The 17,489-nt window shown below is 39.0% G+C and carries 19 protein-coding genes; 4 read left to right on the top strand and 15 right to left on the bottom strand.

Annotation, left to right across the window (positions count from 1 at the left end; genetic code table 11):
* Window positions 1–23: 23 nt before the first annotated feature.
* The 7 genes from SOR_RS00555 to SOR_RS00525 form a co-directional block, all read right to left on the bottom strand.
* Window positions 24–965, bottom strand: a complete 942-nt coding sequence (locus tag SOR_RS00555; protein WP_000806296.1) for a YitT family protein — start codon at window positions 963–965, stop codon at window positions 24–26.
* A complete protein-coding gene (aspS, locus tag SOR_RS00550; protein WP_000830912.1) occupies window positions 943–2,706 on the bottom strand; it encodes an aspartate--tRNA ligase in 1,764 nt (587 codons plus the stop codon). Before aspS ends, SOR_RS00555 begins: the two co-directional genes overlap by 23 nt.
* 151 nt (window positions 2,707–2,857) lie before the next feature.
* Window positions 2,858–3,076 carry a hypothetical protein gene (locus SOR_RS00545; protein ID WP_000832176.1) on the bottom strand — a complete coding sequence of 73 codons (219 nt, stop codon included), beginning with the start codon at window positions 3,074–3,076 and terminating at the stop codon, window positions 2,858–2,860.
* Window positions 3,077–3,093: 17 nt separating this feature from the next.
* Entirely contained in the window at window positions 3,094–3,735 is a 642-nt protein-coding gene (locus SOR_RS00540; RefSeq protein ID WP_000771206.1) for a CPBP family intramembrane glutamic endopeptidase, read from the bottom strand.
* A 227-nt stretch (window positions 3,736–3,962) separates the two neighbouring features.
* On the bottom strand, window positions 3,963–5,243 hold the full coding sequence (gene hisS, locus SOR_RS00535) for a histidine--tRNA ligase (protein WP_000775861.1): 1,281 nt from the start codon (window positions 5,241–5,243) through the stop codon (window positions 3,963–3,965).
* Window positions 5,244–5,319: 76 nt separating this feature from the next.
* Window positions 5,320–6,567 (bottom strand): MFS transporter, encoded by a 1,248-nt coding sequence (locus SOR_RS00530; RefSeq protein ID WP_000770635.1) that lies wholly within the window; start codon window positions 6,565–6,567, stop codon window positions 5,320–5,322.
* Between the two features lie 182 nt (window positions 6,568–6,749).
* Complete coding sequence (locus SOR_RS00525; protein WP_000434943.1) at window positions 6,750–7,616, bottom strand: helix-turn-helix domain-containing protein; 867 nt, start codon at window positions 7,614–7,616, stop codon at window positions 6,750–6,752.
* Between the two features lie 123 nt (window positions 7,617–7,739).
* Here SOR_RS00525 and SOR_RS00520 point away from each other — a divergent pair, with 123 nt between their 5' ends.
* Window positions 7,740–8,081 (top strand): metal-sulfur cluster assembly factor, encoded by a 342-nt coding sequence (locus SOR_RS00520; protein ID WP_001204052.1) that lies wholly within the window; start codon window positions 7,740–7,742, stop codon window positions 8,079–8,081.
* A gap of 166 nt (window positions 8,082–8,247) precedes the next feature.
* Here the strand turns inward: SOR_RS00520 and ilvD are convergent, their stop codons facing one another.
* Entirely contained in the window at window positions 8,248–9,951 is a 1,704-nt protein-coding gene (gene ilvD, locus SOR_RS00515) for a dihydroxy-acid dehydratase (RefSeq protein ID WP_000137337.1), read from the bottom strand.
* A 230-nt stretch (window positions 9,952–10,181) separates the two neighbouring features.
* Between ilvD and rpmF the strand changes: the two genes are divergently transcribed.
* From rpmF to SOR_RS00500, 3 genes are all read left to right on the top strand, one after another.
* Window positions 10,182–10,364 (top strand): 50S ribosomal protein L32, encoded by a 183-nt coding sequence (gene rpmF / locus SOR_RS00510; protein ID WP_000290417.1) that lies wholly within the window; start codon window positions 10,182–10,184, stop codon window positions 10,362–10,364.
* 15 nt (window positions 10,365–10,379) lie between these two features.
* Window positions 10,380–10,529 carry a 50S ribosomal protein L33 gene (gene rpmG / locus SOR_RS00505; RefSeq protein WP_001265622.1) on the top strand — a complete coding sequence of 50 codons (150 nt, stop codon included), beginning with the start codon at window positions 10,380–10,382 and terminating at the stop codon, window positions 10,527–10,529.
* A 154-nt stretch (window positions 10,530–10,683) separates the two neighbouring features.
* The gene (locus SOR_RS00500; protein ID WP_000751280.1) at window positions 10,684–12,066 is read left to right on the top strand and encodes a hypothetical protein; all 1,383 of its coding nucleotides are present in this window, start codon (window positions 10,684–10,686) and stop codon (window positions 12,064–12,066) included.
* An 87-nt stretch (window positions 12,067–12,153) separates the two neighbouring features.
* Here the strand turns inward: SOR_RS00500 and SOR_RS00495 are convergent, their stop codons facing one another.
* The 7 genes from SOR_RS00495 to SOR_RS00470 form a co-directional block, all read right to left on the bottom strand.
* Complete coding sequence (locus SOR_RS00495; RefSeq protein ID WP_000862759.1) at window positions 12,154–13,650, bottom strand: tyrosine-type recombinase/integrase; 1,497 nt, start codon at window positions 13,648–13,650, stop codon at window positions 12,154–12,156.
* A 15-nt stretch (window positions 13,651–13,665) separates the two neighbouring features.
* A complete protein-coding gene (locus SOR_RS00490; RefSeq protein ID WP_000571453.1) occupies window positions 13,666–13,914 on the bottom strand; it encodes a hypothetical protein in 249 nt (82 codons plus the stop codon).
* Between the two features lie 33 nt (window positions 13,915–13,947).
* A complete protein-coding gene (locus SOR_RS00485; RefSeq protein ID WP_001099063.1) occupies window positions 13,948–14,991 on the bottom strand; it encodes a replication initiation factor domain-containing protein in 1,044 nt (347 codons plus the stop codon).
* A 4-nt stretch (window positions 14,992–14,995) separates the two neighbouring features.
* Window positions 14,996–15,415 carry a hypothetical protein gene (locus SOR_RS00480; protein ID WP_000262968.1) on the bottom strand — a complete coding sequence of 140 codons (420 nt, stop codon included), beginning with the start codon at window positions 15,413–15,415 and terminating at the stop codon, window positions 14,996–14,998.
* 269 nt (window positions 15,416–15,684) lie between these two features.
* The gene (locus SOR_RS00475; protein ID WP_000924763.1) at window positions 15,685–15,969 is read right to left on the bottom strand and encodes a hypothetical protein; all 285 of its coding nucleotides are present in this window, start codon (window positions 15,967–15,969) and stop codon (window positions 15,685–15,687) included.
* A gap of 18 nt (window positions 15,970–15,987) precedes the next feature.
* A complete protein-coding gene (locus SOR_RS10225) occupies window positions 15,988–16,125 on the bottom strand; it encodes a hypothetical protein (protein ID WP_001002892.1) in 138 nt (45 codons plus the stop codon).
* Window positions 16,112–17,452 carry an FtsK/SpoIIIE domain-containing protein gene (locus tag SOR_RS00470; RefSeq protein WP_000468406.1) on the bottom strand — a complete coding sequence of 447 codons (1,341 nt, stop codon included), beginning with the start codon at window positions 17,450–17,452 and terminating at the stop codon, window positions 16,112–16,114. The genes SOR_RS10225 and SOR_RS00470 overlap by 14 nt, the downstream gene beginning before the upstream one ends.
* Window positions 17,453–17,489: the final 37 nt, after the last annotated feature.

Below are 17,489 nucleotides of genomic sequence, written 5' to 3'. Positions count from 1 at the left end.
CAAGGCTGGTCTTTTGAGTATTATTAATTGTCTGTTTCTACGAATCGTCCTAGGATGTGGACATTTTCAGATACAGAGACAAAGGCTGTCGGATCGACCTGTTTCATGATGTGTTTAAAATCATTAAACTCTGCTCGTGTGATAACCGTAATTAAGACTGCTTTTCTCTCATGATTATAGGTTCCTTCTGCATCGTGGATCATGGTTGCTCCGCGATGCAATTTTTTATGGATTTTTGCGATTACCTTGTCAGGATTATTGGTCACAATCATGGCCTGCATGCGTTTTTGCTTGGTAAAGACCGCATCAGTCACACGGCTGGAGACAAAGATGGTAATCATGGAGTAGAGGGCGTATTTCCAACCAAAGGTCAATCCTGCTATCAGCATAATCGTCCCATTCACTAAGAAAGAAATACTACCGACATTCTTACCCGTTTTCTTTCGAATGGTCAGACTGACGATATCTGTACCTCCACTAGAAATATTGTTACGGAGCGCAAAACCAATCCCCAAGCCCATGACAACACCCCCAAAAAGGGCATTGATAATGGGATCCTCTGTCAGGGTCACAACTGGTACAATCTGGATAAAGAGGGAACTCATGGATACTGTGATGAAGGTAAAGATTGTAAACTTATGCCCAATCTGATACCAAGCCAAAATCATCAACGGAAAATTGATAGCATAAAAGGTTAGCGATATCGGAATATAAAAACCAAACCAGTGATTACTCAAGGCAGAGATAATCTGTGCCAGACCTGTCGCGCCACTGGAGTAAACGTGCCCTGGTTGAAAAAAGAAATTGACTGCTACTGCTGACAAAAAGCCATAAACCAGAGAAGCCGATACTTTCTCATCATATTTTTCCCGAGAGATACTTTGTAAAACTCGTAAGATTTTTATCTGATAAGCAAAGCGGCGCAGATAATAGCGCCACCGCTTAATTCGTTTTGCTTGTTTCATCTTCTTCTACTTGTAAGCTGAGTTCCTCTAGTTGTTTGAGAGCGACTGTTGATGGAGCTTGTGTCATTGGGTCGGTTGCCTTATTGTTCTTAGGAAAGGCAATGACTTCACGAATATTCTCTTCCCCTGCTAAGAGCATCACAAAACGGTCAAGACCGATAGCCAAACCACCATGTGGCGGAAAACCATAGTCCATGGCTTCAAGAAGGAAACCAAACTGGTCATTTGCTTCTTCAGCTGAGAAACCAAGTGCTTTGAACATACGTTCTTGAAGGTCTTTTTGGTTGATACGAAGACTACCACCACCAAGCTCATAGCCGTTCAAAACGATATCGTAGGCAATGGCACGAACCTTAGCCAAATCACCTTCAAGCTCATGAGCAGTATCTGCTTGAGGAAGGGTAAATGGATGGTGGGCGCTCATGTAGCGGTCTTCTTCTTCAGACCATTCAAACATTGGCCAATCAACCACCCAAAGGAAGTTGAACTTATCGTTATCAATCAAACCAAGCTCTTTGGCAATACGGCCACGAAGGGCACCAAGGGTTGCATTTGCCACTTCAAGCGTATCCGCCACAAAGAGAACCAAATCCTTGTCTTCAAGAGCAAGTGCTGCAGTCAAGTCTGCTTGAATCCCAGTTAAGAACTTGGCAACCGGTCCATTTAATTCTCCATCAACTACCTTGACCCAAGCAAGACCTTTGGCACCGTACTGTTTGGCTACTTCAGTCATCTTGTCGATGTCTTTACGTGAGTAGTTGTCCGCAGCTCCTTTAACTACAATGGCTTTAACAGCAGGTGCTTCTGAGAAGACTTTAAAATCAACACCCTTGACAATTTCTGTCAGGTCCTGAAGCAACATGTCAAAACGCGTATCTGGCTTGTCAGAACCGTAAAGAGCCATCGCGTCATCGTACTTCATACGAGGAAATGGAAGCGTCACGTCGATGCCTTTTGTTTCTTTCATCACGCGCGCAATCAATCCTTCTGTGATATCTTGAATCTCTTGCTCCATAAGGAAGGATGTTTCCAAGTCGACCTGGGTAAACTCAGGCTGACGGTCTCCACGCAAGTCTTCATCACGGAAACATTTGACGATTTGGTAGTAACGGTCAAATCCAGCATTCATCAAGAGTTGCTTAGTGATTTGTGGGCTCTGAGGAAGAGCGTAGAAATGCCCTTTATTGACACGAGATGGTACCAAATAGTCACGCGCCCCTTCTGGCGTTGATTTAGAAAGGAATGGCGTCTCCACATCGATAAACTCCAACTCATCCAAGTAATTACGGATAGAGTGGGTCACCTTGGCACGAAGCTTAAGGTTTTCTAGCATTTCTGGACGACGAAGGTCAAGGTAACGGTAACGCAAACGTGTATCGTCATTGGCCTCAATTCCATCTTTAATCTCAAAAGGTGTTGTTTTGGCTGTATTAAGCACCGTCAAAGCTGTCACGTTCAACTCAACTGCACCCGTTGGCAATTTATCATTGGCTTGCTCACGCGCAGCGACTTGTCCAGTCACCTCGATAACAAATTCGCTACGAAGGCTTTCAGCTGTTGCCATAACCTCTGCAGATACTTTTTCAGGGTTGATAACCAACTGCATGATTCCTTCACGGTCACGAAGGTCGATAAATATTAAACCACCAAGGTCACGACGACGGCCAACCCATCCTTTCAAGGTCATTTCTTGTCCGATGTGTTCCTCACGAACACGACCAGCATACATACTACGTTTCATGTTTTCTCTCCTCTTTTATTCTGTTACTATTTTACCATAAAAGAGCAGGCTCTTCATGAAAATCAGCAGAAAAGTTTAATTGTCTTTAGAAATCAAAACGAACAGACAAAAAATCCGATGAAAACGTCATCGGATTCTCTGATTATGATTCTTAACCTTTTTTACGCTTTTCAGCAATCTCAGCTGCCTTTTTAGGTAGAACAATCTCCGTCGCATAAGCCGAAGCAAAACGCAAGACACCTGCAATAGGCGCAAAGACCACTGCTAGATAGTTGTAGAAGAAATCGCCTTTAAAGGCATAGGCAAGTGCCCCGATGATAAAGAAGAGAACGACCGCCTGTATCACTGCTAATAAAATTACTCGTTTCATGTGACCTCCTGACTCTATTATAGCATGAGTATCATCAAAAAGCCGATTAAATTATTCAAAGCGTGGAGAGAAATACTGTAAAGAAGACCTTTTCGGCTCACATAAGCCAGTCCCAAACTCAATCCCAGACTAGCATAAACTAAAAACTGTTGCAAAGTCCCTGGAAAATGAATCAAGGCAAAGAGCACACTCGATACGAGGAGAAACAGAGCTGTCTGTTTGCCGTTGTTCTGCTTAGGAAAGAGATAGCGCGCCAGCATCCCTCTAAAGATGAGTTCTTCCGTCAGAGGAGCAAAGACCACTACCATAAAGAAACCAAAGACAGGCTGAGCAACTGTCAGTTGTGATACGATTTGTTGATTGACCGACGGATCATCTGGCAAAAAGAACTGGGCTGTAATCGCCACTAGCAAAACCAGAGTTGGCAACCAAATATAACGATTAAAAGCTGTTGTCTGGATGCTAACCTTTTCTGTCTGATACCATCTGTAAACTCCATAAACATAGGCCCCTGACAGGGCGATATAAAGTGGCAAGACTCCAAAGATCGAAGCCCCTAGGTCAAGCGCTGATAAAGCCATACTCTGAACCAGACCATAGCCAAAGTAAAAGGATAGAATGGCTAGAAGAAACCAGCCAAGATTTTTAAGTAATTTCATATGGACCTCCTATTTGGAATGAAGACTTAGCATTGTTATTCACATCATCTTGATAAAAATGTGGAATACAGTCGCAACTAAAAGAGTTAATCAGTGAATTCCTCTTGCAAAAATAGAAACGGTAGTAATGGTTTTATAAAGATATTTTTGAGCAAGCAAAAGCAATGTTAATCCTAGGAAAAAGAGGGTCAGGAGCAAAGTAAGGTCCTGACCAGTTTTAAATACTATTAAAAGCCTAATTTTTCAAAGATTTCTGAGAAATTTTGATTGATAGCATCAAGTGACACTTGAACTTCTTCTCGAGTTTGGTTGTTCTTAACTGTCACTTGTCCGCTTTCGACTTCGCTCTCTCCGAGAGTGATGAGGGTCTTAGCAGCAAAGACATCGGCTGACTTGAACTGAGCTTTGAGCTTCCGGTTAAGGTAATCACGCTCTGCTTTGAAACCTTGCTGACGAAGGGCTTGTACCAATTCCAAGGCCTTGACATTTGCTCCATCACCCAAGACTGCGATATAGACATCTAGAGCATTTTCGATAGGGAGAGTCACACCTTGCTTTTCAAGAATGAGAAGCAGGCGCTCTACACCAAGGCCAAAACCAAATCCAGCAGTCTCAGGACCACCAAAGTAAGCAACCAAACCATCGTAACGACCACCCGCACAGACTGTCAAGTCATTGCCCTCAATCTCAGTGATAAACTCGAAAATGGTGTGGTTGTAGTAGTCCAGACCACGCACCATATTGGTATCGATGATATAGTCTACTCCAAGATTCTCCAACATCTGACGCACAGCATCAAAGTGAGCTTGGCTTTCTTCATCAAGGAAGTCCAAGATAGACGGCGCATTCTCCACTGCCACCTTGTCTTCTTTTTCCTTAGAGTCCAAGACACGAAGAGGATTTTCCTCCAAACGACGTTGGCTATCCTTCGACAAGGTCTCCTTGAGCGGTGTCAAATAGTCGATCAAGGCTTGACGGTAGGCTGCACGACTCTCAGGATTTCCAAGAGTGTTGAGGTGCAACTTGACACCTTGGATGCCAATTTCTTTCAAGAAATGGGCTGCCATAGCGATGGTTTCCACATCGGTAGCTGGATTGCTAGAGCCAAAACATTCAACACCAATTTGATGGAACTGGCGCAAACGCCCTGCCTGTGGACGCTCATAACGAAACATTGGGCCCATGTAGTAGAACTTACTTGGCTTTTGCACCTCTGGCGCGAAGAGTTTATTTTCCACATATGAACGGACAACGGGCGCAGTTCCTTCTGGACGGAGGGTGATATGACGGTCACCCTTGTCATAGAAGTCATACATTTCCTTGGTTACGATATCCGTTGTATCTCCGACAGAGCGACTGATGACCTCGTAATGCTCAAAAATAGGCGTGCGCACTTCTGCATAGTTGTAGCGCTTGAAAATCTCACGGGCAAAGCCCTCAACGTACTGCCACTTGGCAGACTCAGCAGGTAAAATATCCTGCGTTCCTTTTGGTTTTTGTAATTTCATAGGGAATCCTCTTTAAACTTAATAGTCTTATTTTACCATAAATAAAGGGATTAAAACAGTGAGAAAAAATAAGGATTTAGATATCATTTTTGAGATTAAGACTTGTCAAAAGAATAGCCAGGAAGGAAAGACCAACAAATAGCATCCAAGTCAACTGTATATTCCATACGGCTACTAGTGAAAAACAAGCTGTTCCCACAGGTATGGATAAGGTAAATAATAAACCTAAAAAATTACTGGTACGAGCTAGAACCTCTGGAGCTAGATTTTTCATGAGCATGGCACTAATCTTTGGTTGAACTTTGCCAGACACATACAGAGTTAAAAATAGAAATAGCAAACCAAGCACGACTTGATTGAATACGTTAGCCAGACCAATTAGAGTGAGCCCTACGGTAGCCCACATCATCAATCTAGGCAAGGACTGCTTCCCAAAATAATCATTGCCCGTAAGGCTACTGATGATGATTGCTAACAAAACACAGGCTTGATTGATAAATAGTGTCTCTGTGTAAGAAAAATTCAAGAGAGAATGGCTCAAAAAGAAGATATTATAAATTCCACCCAAAGCGCCACCCAAGGCATTGATAAGCAAGACAGCAAAGAGCATAAAACCAAAGTTTTTCTGTCCACTTTTAAGAAAAACGAGGCGTAAATTTCGGTAAATTGTTAGGAACTGGTCTTTGATAGGAAGCTTCTCATTTTTTAGTTTTTCACCATCAGCAGATGACATTGACAGACTCAATTTGCTTTTTCCTAAAAAGAGAATAAAGGCTGATACTAGGAAAAAGCAGGCATTGATTCCCGCAACAAGGGAAAAATTGTTGACCGATAGACCTAAAAGCCAGACTCCAAAAGCTTGACCACCAATAGCTGAAATATAGGTGATAAACTGGGAAAAAGAATAAGCCTCCATCAAATCATTTTCAGCCACTTTTTCCTTAATAAGAGGCATGCGCAAACCACCTGCAAAATCACTGATCACATCACTGATGACATTGATCAAACACAGGCTAGAAAAGGCAAAGAGACTAGCTTGCTGAACAACTAGGGCTGCCAGAAAAAATAAAACCGCCTGAAACAAACCGCTATAGACCATCCATTTGACCTTGTCCCTTGTGTAATCTGCCCGAATCCCTACAAAAACTGTAAAGAGAGTCGGAAGAATCATGACAATATTCGCCATAGCAACAGCAAAAGAGGCTTGTGGCAAGGTCGATGCATAAACGATAAATACCAGGTTAAAAATCGAAGCACCAAAGGCATTGAAGAAGCGCGACAAAGTCAAGAGTCGATAAGCTTGATTTCTAAACAATAGTTTCATAGGTAATCTCCCTTCTTGTTATAATCCCTATATGAAGTATGACTATAGTATAGCACTTAGAAATTGAAAGGGAAAACTTTTGAATATATGCAACACACAAAATGAGCAAAGAAACGATAGAACTTTTGTAACGACCTGAGAGTAGTCAAAAGTTCTATCGCTTAAATTTTCAAATTATTTTCTTAGTTTGCAGATATTAAACAATCGGTTGTATTTCTGTAGTATTCAGCAGATTTGTTACAACCAAGCATCTCAAAAATATGGACAGCATCTTCCATCTTTTTCTGACCTTCCTTGACTCTACCCTGCTTGCTATCAAGAAGACCTTCAGCCCACAAATAGACAATTCGGAAATAGGTCTCATTTTCCTTGTAGAAATGCTCTTTGATGACACGTTTAAAATAAGAGGCATTGGTAAATTCTTCACACTCAATGCTGGCTAAAAAACCATTCAATAGCATAGTATGAAAAAGGTTTCGACTACTAGACATTTCCATTAGAAAATCGGATTTGCGGACCATTTCTCGTACATATCTAGTAAAAAGAGAAACGGACAAGAACGGAGAACTGACTGAGAACAAATTGAGTTCATAGATTCCCCAAATCTCGGTAGAAAACAGGTAATCATGAAGGACTTTCCCTTCCTCTGCTGTTAACTCTACCGTTTCATCCATGCTCTTCATATAAGACTTAATCATAATGGCATTTAGAATATATTTCTGTTTGTTTTGAGAATTGGCATACTTTTGATACTCCTTACGATACAAGTCCTCGAGAGGTGCTATGTTCTTTGGATCCAAGATATCTGTGATTTCTTTTCTCAACTCAGAATCTGTATCATACTGAAAACCTCTCGCCAGAAAGAGTATTTCCTCTACACTCGCAGATATATTTTCTAGGGCAAACAGAAACTTTCCCACCGAAAGTTCACTCTGACCTGTTTCAAATCGGGACAACATGGACGGCGAAAATTGTCCCCCAGTTGCTTGTCTCAGCGAGATATTTCTTGACTCTCGTAATTCTCTAAAGACTTTTCCAATCTGCTCCATAGGCTTCCCCTTGATTCAGTATTTTCTTCATTTTATCATATTTTTCAGAAAATTCATCAAAAACTTGCCAAATTGTCAGAATTATGAGAAAATAGAGGATATTTATCACGTGGAGGGACTGTTATGAGAGACGATATCAAAATCAATGACCGCGCTTTGGCCTTGCAAGACCAAATTATCGAAAAACTAGAGAAGGTTTTTGATACAGATGTGGAATTGGATGTGTATAATCTGGGCTTGATTTATGAGATCAATCTGGATGAAACCGGGCTCTGCAAGATCGTCATGACCTTCACTGATACTGCCTGCGATTGCGCAGAAAGCTTGCCTATCGAAATTGTGGCAGGTCTGAAACAAATCGAGGGTATCGAAGATGTCAAGGTTGAAGTTACCTGGTCGCCTGCCTGGAAGATCACACGAATCAGTCGCTACGGCCGTATTGCCCTTGGACTACCACCTCGTTAATGAGGCAAATCACTTTTGAAGATAAAAAGAAGCAAGCCGAAGATGGCTTGCTTTTTGATACTCAATGAAAATCAAAGAGCAAACTAGGAAACTAGCCGCAGGCTGTACTTGAGTACGGCAAGGCGACGTTGACGTGGTTTGAATTTGATTTTCGAAGAGTATGAGTTTATTTTTTACCTGACTTGTCCATATTCCAGAAGTCTGTCACGGCTCCGCGAGAAGCGGATGATACGATGTGGGCATATTTACCGAGGACACCACGGCTGTAAAGTGGTGGCAAGGTTGTTTCTGCCTTGCGTTTTTCAAGTTCTTCTTCGGATACGGCCATAGAAATTTCTTTGGTATCTTGGTCAACCGTAACGATATCACCTGTACGAAGGTAAGCAATCGGTCCACCATCCTGAGCTTCAGGGGCGATATGTCCAACAACCAGACCATAAGTACCACCTGAGAAACGGCCATCCGTCAAGAGAGCAACCTTGTCTCCTTGACCTTTACCAACGATCATGGATGAAAGTGACAGCATCTCAGGCATACCAGGCCCACCCTTAGGTCCAACGAAACGGACAACGACTACATCGCCATCAACGATTTCATCTGTCAAGACAGCCTGAATAGCATCTTCTTCTGAGTCAAAGACCTTAGCCGGTCCAACGTGACGACGCACTTTAACACCTGATACTTTAGCAACCGCGCCATCAGGGGCAAGGTTCCCGTTCAAGATAATAAGCGGACCGTCTGCACGTTTTGGATTTTCAAGTGGCATGATGACTTTTTGACCTGGTGTAAGGTCTGCAAAGTCAGCCAAGTTTTCAGCGACTGTCTTACCAGTACATGTGATGCGGTCGCCATGAAGGAAACCATTTGCCAAGAGATATTTCATAACCGCAGGTACTCCACCAACTTCGTAGAGGTCTTGGAAGACATACTGACCAGATGGTTTCAAGTCAGCCAAGTGAGGCACACGTTCTTGGATCGTATTGAAGTCCTCAAGTGACAAGTCAACATTAGCCGCATGGGCAATGGCAAGCAAGTGAAGAGTGGCATTGGTTGACCCACCGAGAGCCATGGTTACTGTAATGGCATCTTCAAAAGCTTCACGAGTCAAGATATCTGATGGTTTGAGGCCAAGCTCCAGCATCTTAACAACAGCTCGTCCTGCTGCTTCGATATCTTCTTTCTTGTCAGCTGATTCAGCTGGATGAGATGAAGATCCTGGCAAACTCATACCGAGAACTTCGATAGCAGTCGCCATGGTATTGGCTGTATACATACCACCACAGCCACCAGGGCCAGGGCAGGCATTACATTCAAGACGCTTCACGTCCTCAGCCGTCATATCACCGTGGTTCCATTTTCCAATACCTTCAAACACAGAAACCAAGTCAATGTCTTTGCCATCAAGATTTCCCGGTGCAATGGTTCCACCATAGGCGAAAATAGCTGGGATATCCATATTAGCAATAGCAATCATAGAACCAGGCATGTTCTTGTCACAGCCACCGATGGCGACGAAGGCATCGACGTTGTGACCACCCATCGCCGCCTCGATAGAGTCCGCAATGATATCACGAGATGCTAGAGAGAAACGCATACCAGGTGTTCCCATGGCAATCCCGTCTGCTACGGTAATGGTTCCAAACTGTACCGGCCAAGCGCCCGCAGATTTGACACCTTCTTTAGCCAATTTCCCAAAATCATGCAAGTGAATGTTACATGGTGTATTTTCCGCCCAAGTCGAAATCACTCCCACAATCGGTGTTTCAAAGTCCTTATCTGTCATACCAGTCGCACGAAGCATAGCACGGTTAGGTGATTTAACCATGCTGTCATAAATGCTACTGCGGTGACGTTTATCTAATTCAGTCATCTTATCCCTCCCGTTTCAGTTTTTACTATTATAGCACATTTTAAAGGCAATGAACAGAAGAAAATTCTTGAATTTTCAGAAAATTTCGATTAATTTGATTGAATGTCTTCTAATTTTTTCATCTTTTTTTGTCAAGTAACTTTACTTTACAAAAAAAATGTGTTATCCTAGTATGGTTGATGAAAATCACTAGATTGAATCGAATTTAAATACCTAAAGGAGAAAAGAAAATGGCAGTACCTGCACGTCGCACTTCAAAAGCGAAGAAAAACAAACGTCGTACACACTACAAAGTAACAGCTCCATCTGTAAACTTTGACGAAACTACTGGAGATTACTCACGTTCTCACCGCGTATCACTTAAAGGATACTACAAAGGACGTAAAATCGCTAAAGCTGCATCAGCTGAATAATAGAAGGGAGATGCCATGCGCGTAAATATCACACTTGAACACAAAGAATCTGGTGAACGCTTGTACCTTACTTCTAAAAACAAACGTAACACTCCAGACCGTCTTCAATTGAAGAAATACTCACCAAAACTTCGCAAACACGTTGTGTTTACAGAAGTTAAGTAATTTAACACAGTAAAAGCCTATGAAATCAACGTTTCAATGGCTTTTTTCTTTTAATTTTAGCAATATAACTGAATTTTAACTGAATATGATTGTTCATATCAAGTAGGGGAATATTTTTGATATAATTATTTTGAAAATCATCAAGGAGCCTAGTATGAAGAAGACTATCAATATTAATTGGGGAGAAAAAATTTCTGAAGTCTCTAAAAAAATCAAAGAATTTAAAATAACTTCTTTTTATATGTTAAGTACAGACCTATATAAAATTGATAATAAAAAGTTAACACAAATTATTACCAATAAATTTGAAAATCATCCTGCCACGATAATGATTTTAATAGGTACTAAAGATAACCAACTTATTGCTAAAAAAAATAAATTTTGGAATATCCCCTCTAAAATACATCATTTGAAAGATGCGATTGATAAAAAGACCAATGACTATCTTGACTTATACTTTATCAAACTTGAGAAGGAAAAGCAAAAATGGTTATATAGCACAGAGAGTAATCAATTTATTAAATTTGTGTTCACTCCTCTTATAGAATTTGGTAAAGAGAGCAAAATATACCTCTACTTTGTCACACTTACCGTATATCAAAATGGATCAATAGTAATTGATTTATTTGAGGATTTGAGAGACTCTTTTTATGATGTCGACTTTCAACACCCGTATACCAAAATGATAGCCAAACTCTTTCCTGATTTTAAAAAGCGAAACAAATCATACTCTTTGGACTCTTCTCAACAGTTAGATGATATTTTAAATTATATAAAAAAAGAATTATCTTCAATAAGCGGAGGCATTCAATTAAGCGAACGTTTTTTTACACTTCATTTCATTACTAATATGAAAGATATGAATAAATTAGAATTCTTTAAAAAAGACAAATTGTATACTTGGATGATTAACGCTCCATATACTTCACAAGCTCTATCCTCTATGAATAAATCAAAATATTACAGAACAGACTATTTTGATTTAGAATACATTAACTACATAAACAAAGGTTCTAATTATGTCATCTGGAATAACAATAATTCTAATAATTTTGAGTCCAATTTTCTACAACAAGCTAGCTTCTTTTTAGCTTCGGCTACTCCTTTTTTTCAATTAGTTTGCCTTGAAGAAACTATTATGGACGGACTTGAAAAATTCCACCTTTCAAATGAAAAACATCTTATTCAGTTTAATGAATGGGCTCACAATTATAAAAAATCATATGTTTTTATGTACAGACTGAATTTTATAGCCATTTTTGAACTTTTTAATCATCTTAAAGAACATTCTGATTTCATTCACGATGAATATGTGGAAAAAGTAAAGCAAGAGGAATATGACTTGATTAAGGAAAAATATCAATTTAATGAATTAAGAAATACTAAACTTATGGAAGCCATACTTTTTATTATTGCTTCCGTATCTGTTCTTCAAGTAATAAATATCTTTACTAATAACATTGAGATTTTATTGATAAGTTTAGTTAGTATTATTGTTATTTCTATATTCATAATCATAGTAAGAATACTAAAATAATAATTAAAGGCCTATGAAATCAAAGTTTCAAAGGCTTTTTTCGTTTGATTTTAACAAAACAACTGAATCTCAACTGGTGAAGATAAATCAAGTAATTATTTCAGCCAAATCTACCATAGCTTGTTCAATCTTATGTTTTCCTTTTTGCATGACATGAAGATAAATTTTTTCTATTTCTCTACTATCTTCTGAATGTCCCACAAACTCTCGAATAACGTTTAGGCTTACATTCTTATCAGCCATGACTGAAACAAAACTATGTCGGAACATATGGGGAACTATGTGAACAGGTCTACCAAAATCGACTAGGTCGTCAATATCCTTATAGGATTTCCCACTTTTCTTATTATACTTTGCAGACTGACTAGTTCCTCCTCTTAAAAACATTGAAATTTCTGTATGATACAATGGACTCCCCTGCTGATTCTTCCCCTTTATGTATACTCTAGTAAAGATATATCCCATATCATGATAAGTCGGATTGAATCTAGCTTGAAACTTATTTCTTTCAATATATTTCAATAAAATTTGTTCTACTTTTGGTGACATTGGAATAGTTCTAACGCTTTCTTTAGTTTTTAGAATTGCTCTATATCGTTCCTTCTCATCACGCAAGCCTTCTTCTGCCATTTCTTTGTCAGTCTTATTATGGCTTGCCCTCTGCCAATGAATCTTAATGAGTTTATTCTTGAAATCTAAAACATCTTCATTCAAACCTAATGCTTCACTCGGTCTCATTCCTGTCAAGTAGATAATTCTGAGTACATCAGCAACTAGTTCATTATTATGTCGCTTAGTCCAGTTTTCAATAATCTTAAATACTTGATTAGCTTCTTCAACTTCAAGATATTTTTCAGCTATATCTTCCCTGAGTTTCGCCTGCTCCTCTGCACTTGTTAGTGTCTTACGCTTAACCCTCTTATTCAAAATAGGGTGTTGCGACGCTGTTAATTTTCCTTGTTCTACTGCCCAATCAAATATCATTTTAAGATAGATATGAATGTTCTTTGAAGTTCCCTCACTTGCATTATTTATAATATCTTGCATTTTTTCCTGTTCCATACAGAACTGTTTAAGGCTCATATTTTCGTTGAAATATGGGGAAATATGCTGGTTATAAACACTAACTCTAGTCTTTAGAGTATTCTTGGCAGGCTTAACACGATTGACCCACCACTTAAAAGCTAAACCGTATAATTCGTTGTTTTCATCATACGGTCTAGCTATCTCTTTGAGGCATAAAGTTTTACTAGGCTCTAATTTCTTTGGTTTTTCTCCAGTCAAATCTAATACAGTTTCATCAATCATTTCATTTAGTATCTTTGAAACTTTTGTAATCAGCTGACTATTCTTTATATCAGAAATAAGTAACTTCTCATGTCCCTTACTGTCCTTTCCTGTTGGTATTGCCTTAGTCGTATACCACCCTTTATTTTCTCCCCTTGTAAGGTACTTATAACGACTTTTTGTTATCAAAGGATGAGTATATCTCATTGCAAACTTAACAAGCACATTTCCTTTTTTAGAAGGGTCTGGTTTCCATTGATAAACAGTCAGAACTCGAGTAGTCTTACCTACCTTCATTTTTACCCCCTTATACTAAGCTATAACTGCCTCATTTTCATGGAAAATCTTATAATCAAACCAATCTTTAAACACCTCCGCATGAATAAAGACATTCCCATGGGTTCCACAAATTCCAAAAGAATATGGACTATTTCTCATTTGACGAATATAGTGATCCAATGTAGGTAATTTCATACCCTTCCAAAGTTCGTCTAAAAAATCTTTCTTCCGATACCAATTTTTAGTTAAATCATAGTCTGACTTTGTCTTAAGCTCTATCATTGGAATACTTTCCTTTCTTATGCTATAATCTAGTTAGTTAATTTTTAGAGGCGACTTATTCTCAAGTCGTCTTTTTTGTCCCCAAAGTTGGGAACTATTCTGTTCTCTTATATATTGTTCTATATCCTTTTCATCATTATCAGTTAGCCTTGAAAGTCCCTCTTTGAGTAAGCTTTGAATATAATCTTCCGCCTTTTGAACATCATAGGCCTGATACTTTGCAATATAGACTTTTGCTAATGTTTTCGCAACTTGTTTCTCTGTCCAAGCCTCAGACTGGCGTAGTGTCGTTTTAGCCCTTGTAATACTAAGAACTGTCTGATTTTCAGTTCCTAGATAATCTATCCACCACTTGACTTTTTTTCTTCTCCAATGATTGCTATCTGTCGCATTTGAACGAACAAAGCGATAATGACCATTGATAGCCTCAAAATAGATAGATGATAAAGGACGCTTTAGAAACAACTGCTCCGCAATAATATTGGCTTTTTCCTGCCAACATCTAAGTTCTGCGCGAATCCAAGACGGAACTTCTACAAGCTCTTGCTTACCAAGTTGCTCCATGCGTTTATTATATATGCACCACTGCTGATTACCTCGTGAACCTATTACAACTGTTTCCCCTACACGCTCACCAGAATCTAGAACTGATTTCTCATGATATTCAAAGTGTTTGGCTTTCGAGATACATAATCCTTTCTTGCAATAGTCATATATTCGTTGAACATTTAAGCTACCGTCAAATATGTCGTGGGCAATATCTAGTCTAGTAAAGTTGGCATTATGATGATATAAACGACTTATTAAAGCAATCCAATTATTTTCGTTACTGTTTAAAAATTCTTCATATTGACGACAACCTTGCCCTTTTAATTCGATAAATACACCCATAGAAAGTCTATCAACATTAAAATACACCTTAATTTCTGAACAAGAATAATGTTGCTTATACTTATTTATGCCCCAATCATTCAAGGTAAAGTTTTCAAGAGGAATCAGAAGGATGTCTGTCAGAACTCTTTCTGGCGGAACATCCTTAACAGTCACAGCAAAATAATCTATTCTGACTGTATTCATAGGATTATTCTCCTAGAACTTTAATATCCTCACACACAATTTTTACACCTGCCCAATTACTTCTAGCCATATTCCAAGCCAGTCGAACCTTAGGCCGAATCAATTCAACAGAAACATTCAACAAAGCATCATTTTGAGCAAGTTTTGCAATCTTATCCAGATTTCCGATAATTTCTAGGTTAATGGCTTTTAAGTCATCAGTAGAAATTCCCATTTCAGTTAGAACTTTCACTTTGTCAGCGTCAAGCACAGTAGAAGTAATTTTACTTACTTCATCTGTCTTCACGTTTTCACCGTTGACTTCTTTGTATTTGTTGTTCACCTTAACTGACAAAATCACTACTTTCTTAGGAATATCAAACTGTGACATTTCAAGGTCAAGCAATCCAATTTTAATGTTTTTATCTGTCATATTGTAAACCATATTTTTTCTCCTTTAATTCCGTATCCTACATGAAAACACCTCTCATCCTTACTCTCCCAAGAGTTTGCGACCTCTTGGTACAACTAGAAAGCCGTAACCCCTTACGTACCAAGGGTTTAGAGTACATTTCATGTATGTGTGCACCCCCTATTAGTACTGGGGCTGTTTTTTCTGACCTCCTGCAAGCAGTCGGTTGGCTCTTTCTCCCTAGCAAAAAAGAAGAACGCTCCGCTCGATTCTGCCCCTCCTGGGCAATCGTCCCTATTTTGCTAGCTCGAAAGACCGTCATCTGAATTTGGTAAAATACTCAGAGGTTCATTGTTTATCCTCGTTAATACCTCTATTTGCCTTTTTGATAAATTTTCAAGAGGCTTACCCTCTATAGCTAACGCCCACCATAAAGTGTTTTCAATCGTACAATTAGGGCAGGTTCTGGGGGATAAAATCCTAAAACTACCCATTATCGGAGGATATTCCCATCCTTTATCAAAAGCTAAATCTGAATCAATGATTTCACTTTTTTCACATACCTCGCAAATATGCTTCAACAGCATTTCAAATACCACCTTACATTATTCTAATTCATCTACAATTTGCATATGGACTACTTGTAAAATTTTTAACAATGCTTTATAAGGATTTTCATCACATTCAGTAGCACCCATTAAACTGCCATTCGATAACTTGACAACAACACTAATTTCGTTCATTTCGCATCCTCATATACCTATCACAAGCTTCATCAAAATATGCTTCAAAGTCTAGTTCGTCAGACTTGAACGGTGTCTCTACAAACTTAGGCGTAGGAAGCACCCCATCTATTTGGCAATATCCTTCGCCAATACCACAAGTCTTATAATCAATCTCTTGACTTGAAAACATCATGCGACAAGAATCTGAATCAGCAGTAGTTGACCCCAACAAGAGAGCTACTCCAAAGTTTTGTCTCATATATGTCGGAATGAAGTCACTTGAGGCCCTCTGTAAACCGATTATCACCTCTATTGAAGCTTGGCGTGATTTTACCAAGAGACTCCCAAGATTTGACATTGCCTCTTGATAGGCTTGTTTCCCTTCTTTAAACGTCTCGGCCTCGGTTTTAAAGGCAATCCCTTCATCAAGTACTACTACAAGAGGGTAATTCCCCTTAACATCAGCCCAAGACAAAACCTTCCCTTTAGAAACATATATATCTGGGTTATCTGCCATAATCTGAAAGCGTCTATTCATTTCCAAGACAGCCTCACGAAGGGCACCAGAAATTTGAAAGGGAGAATTATAAACTACTTTATAGCCTAATCTATCTTCTAGCTTCTTACCAACTAGCCAACTCAAGTCGCCATTTTTAGGGTCAAGCAATTTTATTTCAGCCCCTAAAGTTAAGTATTGAGCCACAAGGTTCTCTATCATTACCGTTTTTCCTGACTTCGTCGAGCCTGCCAAAAGGACGTGGGGCGGAGAACCAAGCTGGAAGCCAACGCTATCGGAAATTGTAATCCTTGTTGTTTTTAGAGTCTCCTCCCAAGAAATCCTTTTCTCAGGATATCTTCTGAATATGTACTTAGTAAAACTAGGACTCTTTAATTTTTGTTCCAAATTTAAATTCAAACAAGCACTCAAATATACATCTAACTCTGAAACCTTATTAGAGAAATTATCACCCATAACATGAGCATAAACAACTATGTATTCCTCATCTATAGAAAAGTCAAGAACCACGGAACGAACTACAGCCCCTTCAGAAGAAGATATAAACAGGTTGTTAGATTCAAGTAGGAAGATTAATTGTTCACGTATAGCAAGGATGGGCTGTATTCTATTGTATACTTCACTCAGCTTTGATATAAGTTTATTAGCGATGACAATTTCTAATCCTACAAGCAGTAGTAATAAAATCCCTGAAATATTAAAGATTAAAACCAATAAAATAAATATAAAAACTTGAGATAGTATACAAGCCCAATAACAAGTCTTCATTAAGGCTGTTGATAAAATATATGACTCGCAAAGAGAAACCCTACGATTTATATGGAACATATTTTACCTCATTTTATTTCTGATATCCTTGATAATA

Origin of the sequence: Streptococcus oralis Uo5, assembly GCF_000253155.1 — a bacterium.
Classification (GTDB): Bacteria; Bacillota; Bacilli; order Lactobacillales; family Streptococcaceae; genus Streptococcus; species Streptococcus oralis_L.
Note: the sequence above shows the minus strand (reverse complement) of the source record. Positions and strands in the feature narration are given on the sequence as shown.

Coding starts and splice junctions, on each gene's coding strand:
- aspS (WP_000830912.1), bottom strand. CDS start 2,706: ATGAAACGTAGTATGTATGCTGGTCGTGTTCGTGAGGAACACATCGGA.
- ilvD (WP_000137337.1), bottom strand. CDS start 9,951: ATGACTGAATTAGATAAACGTCACCGCAGTAGCATTTATGACAGCATG.
- SOR_RS00485 (WP_001099063.1), bottom strand. CDS start 14,991: ATGAATACAGTCAGAATAGATTATTTTGCTGTGACTGTTAAGGATGTT.
- SOR_RS00530 (WP_000770635.1), bottom strand. CDS start 6,567: ATGAAACTATTGTTTAGAAATCAAGCTTATCGACTCTTGACTTTGTCG.
- SOR_RS00520 (WP_001204052.1), top strand. CDS start 7,740: ATGAGAGACGATATCAAAATCAATGACCGCGCTTTGGCCTTGCAAGAC.
- SOR_RS00540 (WP_000771206.1), bottom strand. CDS start 3,735: ATGAAATTACTTAAAAATCTTGGCTGGTTTCTTCTAGCCATTCTATCC.
- SOR_RS10225 (WP_001002892.1), bottom strand. CDS start 16,125: ATGAACGAAATTAGTGTTGTTGTCAAGTTATCGAATGGCAGTTTAATG.
- SOR_RS00495 (WP_000862759.1), bottom strand. CDS start 13,650: ATGAAGGTAGGTAAGACTACTCGAGTTCTGACTGTTTATCAATGGAAA.
- SOR_RS00475 (WP_000924763.1), bottom strand. CDS start 15,969: ATGCTGTTGAAGCATATTTGCGAGGTATGTGAAAAAAGTGAAATCATT.
- SOR_RS00545 (WP_000832176.1), bottom strand. CDS start 3,076: ATGAAACGAGTAATTTTATTAGCAGTGATACAGGCGGTCGTTCTCTTC.
- SOR_RS00490 (WP_000571453.1), bottom strand. CDS start 13,914: ATGATAGAGCTTAAGACAAAGTCAGACTATGATTTAACTAAAAATTGG.
- hisS (WP_000775861.1), bottom strand. CDS start 5,243: ATGAAATTACAAAAACCAAAAGGAACGCAGGATATTTTACCTGCTGAG.
- SOR_RS00470 (WP_000468406.1), bottom strand. CDS start 17,452: ATGTTCCATATAAATCGTAGGGTTTCTCTTTGCGAGTCATATATTTTA.
- SOR_RS00480 (WP_000262968.1), bottom strand. CDS start 15,415: ATGGTTTACAATATGACAGATAAAAACATTAAAATTGGATTGCTTGAC.
- SOR_RS00555 (WP_000806296.1), bottom strand. CDS start 965: ATGAAACAAGCAAAACGAATTAAGCGGTGGCGCTATTATCTGCGCCGC.
- rpmF (WP_000290417.1), top strand. CDS start 10,182: ATGGCAGTACCTGCACGTCGCACTTCAAAAGCGAAGAAAAACAAACGT.
- SOR_RS00500 (WP_000751280.1), top strand. CDS start 10,684: ATGAAGAAGACTATCAATATTAATTGGGGAGAAAAAATTTCTGAAGTC.
- SOR_RS00525 (WP_000434943.1), bottom strand. CDS start 7,616: ATGGAGCAGATTGGAAAAGTCTTTAGAGAATTACGAGAGTCAAGAAAT.
- rpmG (WP_001265622.1), top strand. CDS start 10,380: ATGCGCGTAAATATCACACTTGAACACAAAGAATCTGGTGAACGCTTG.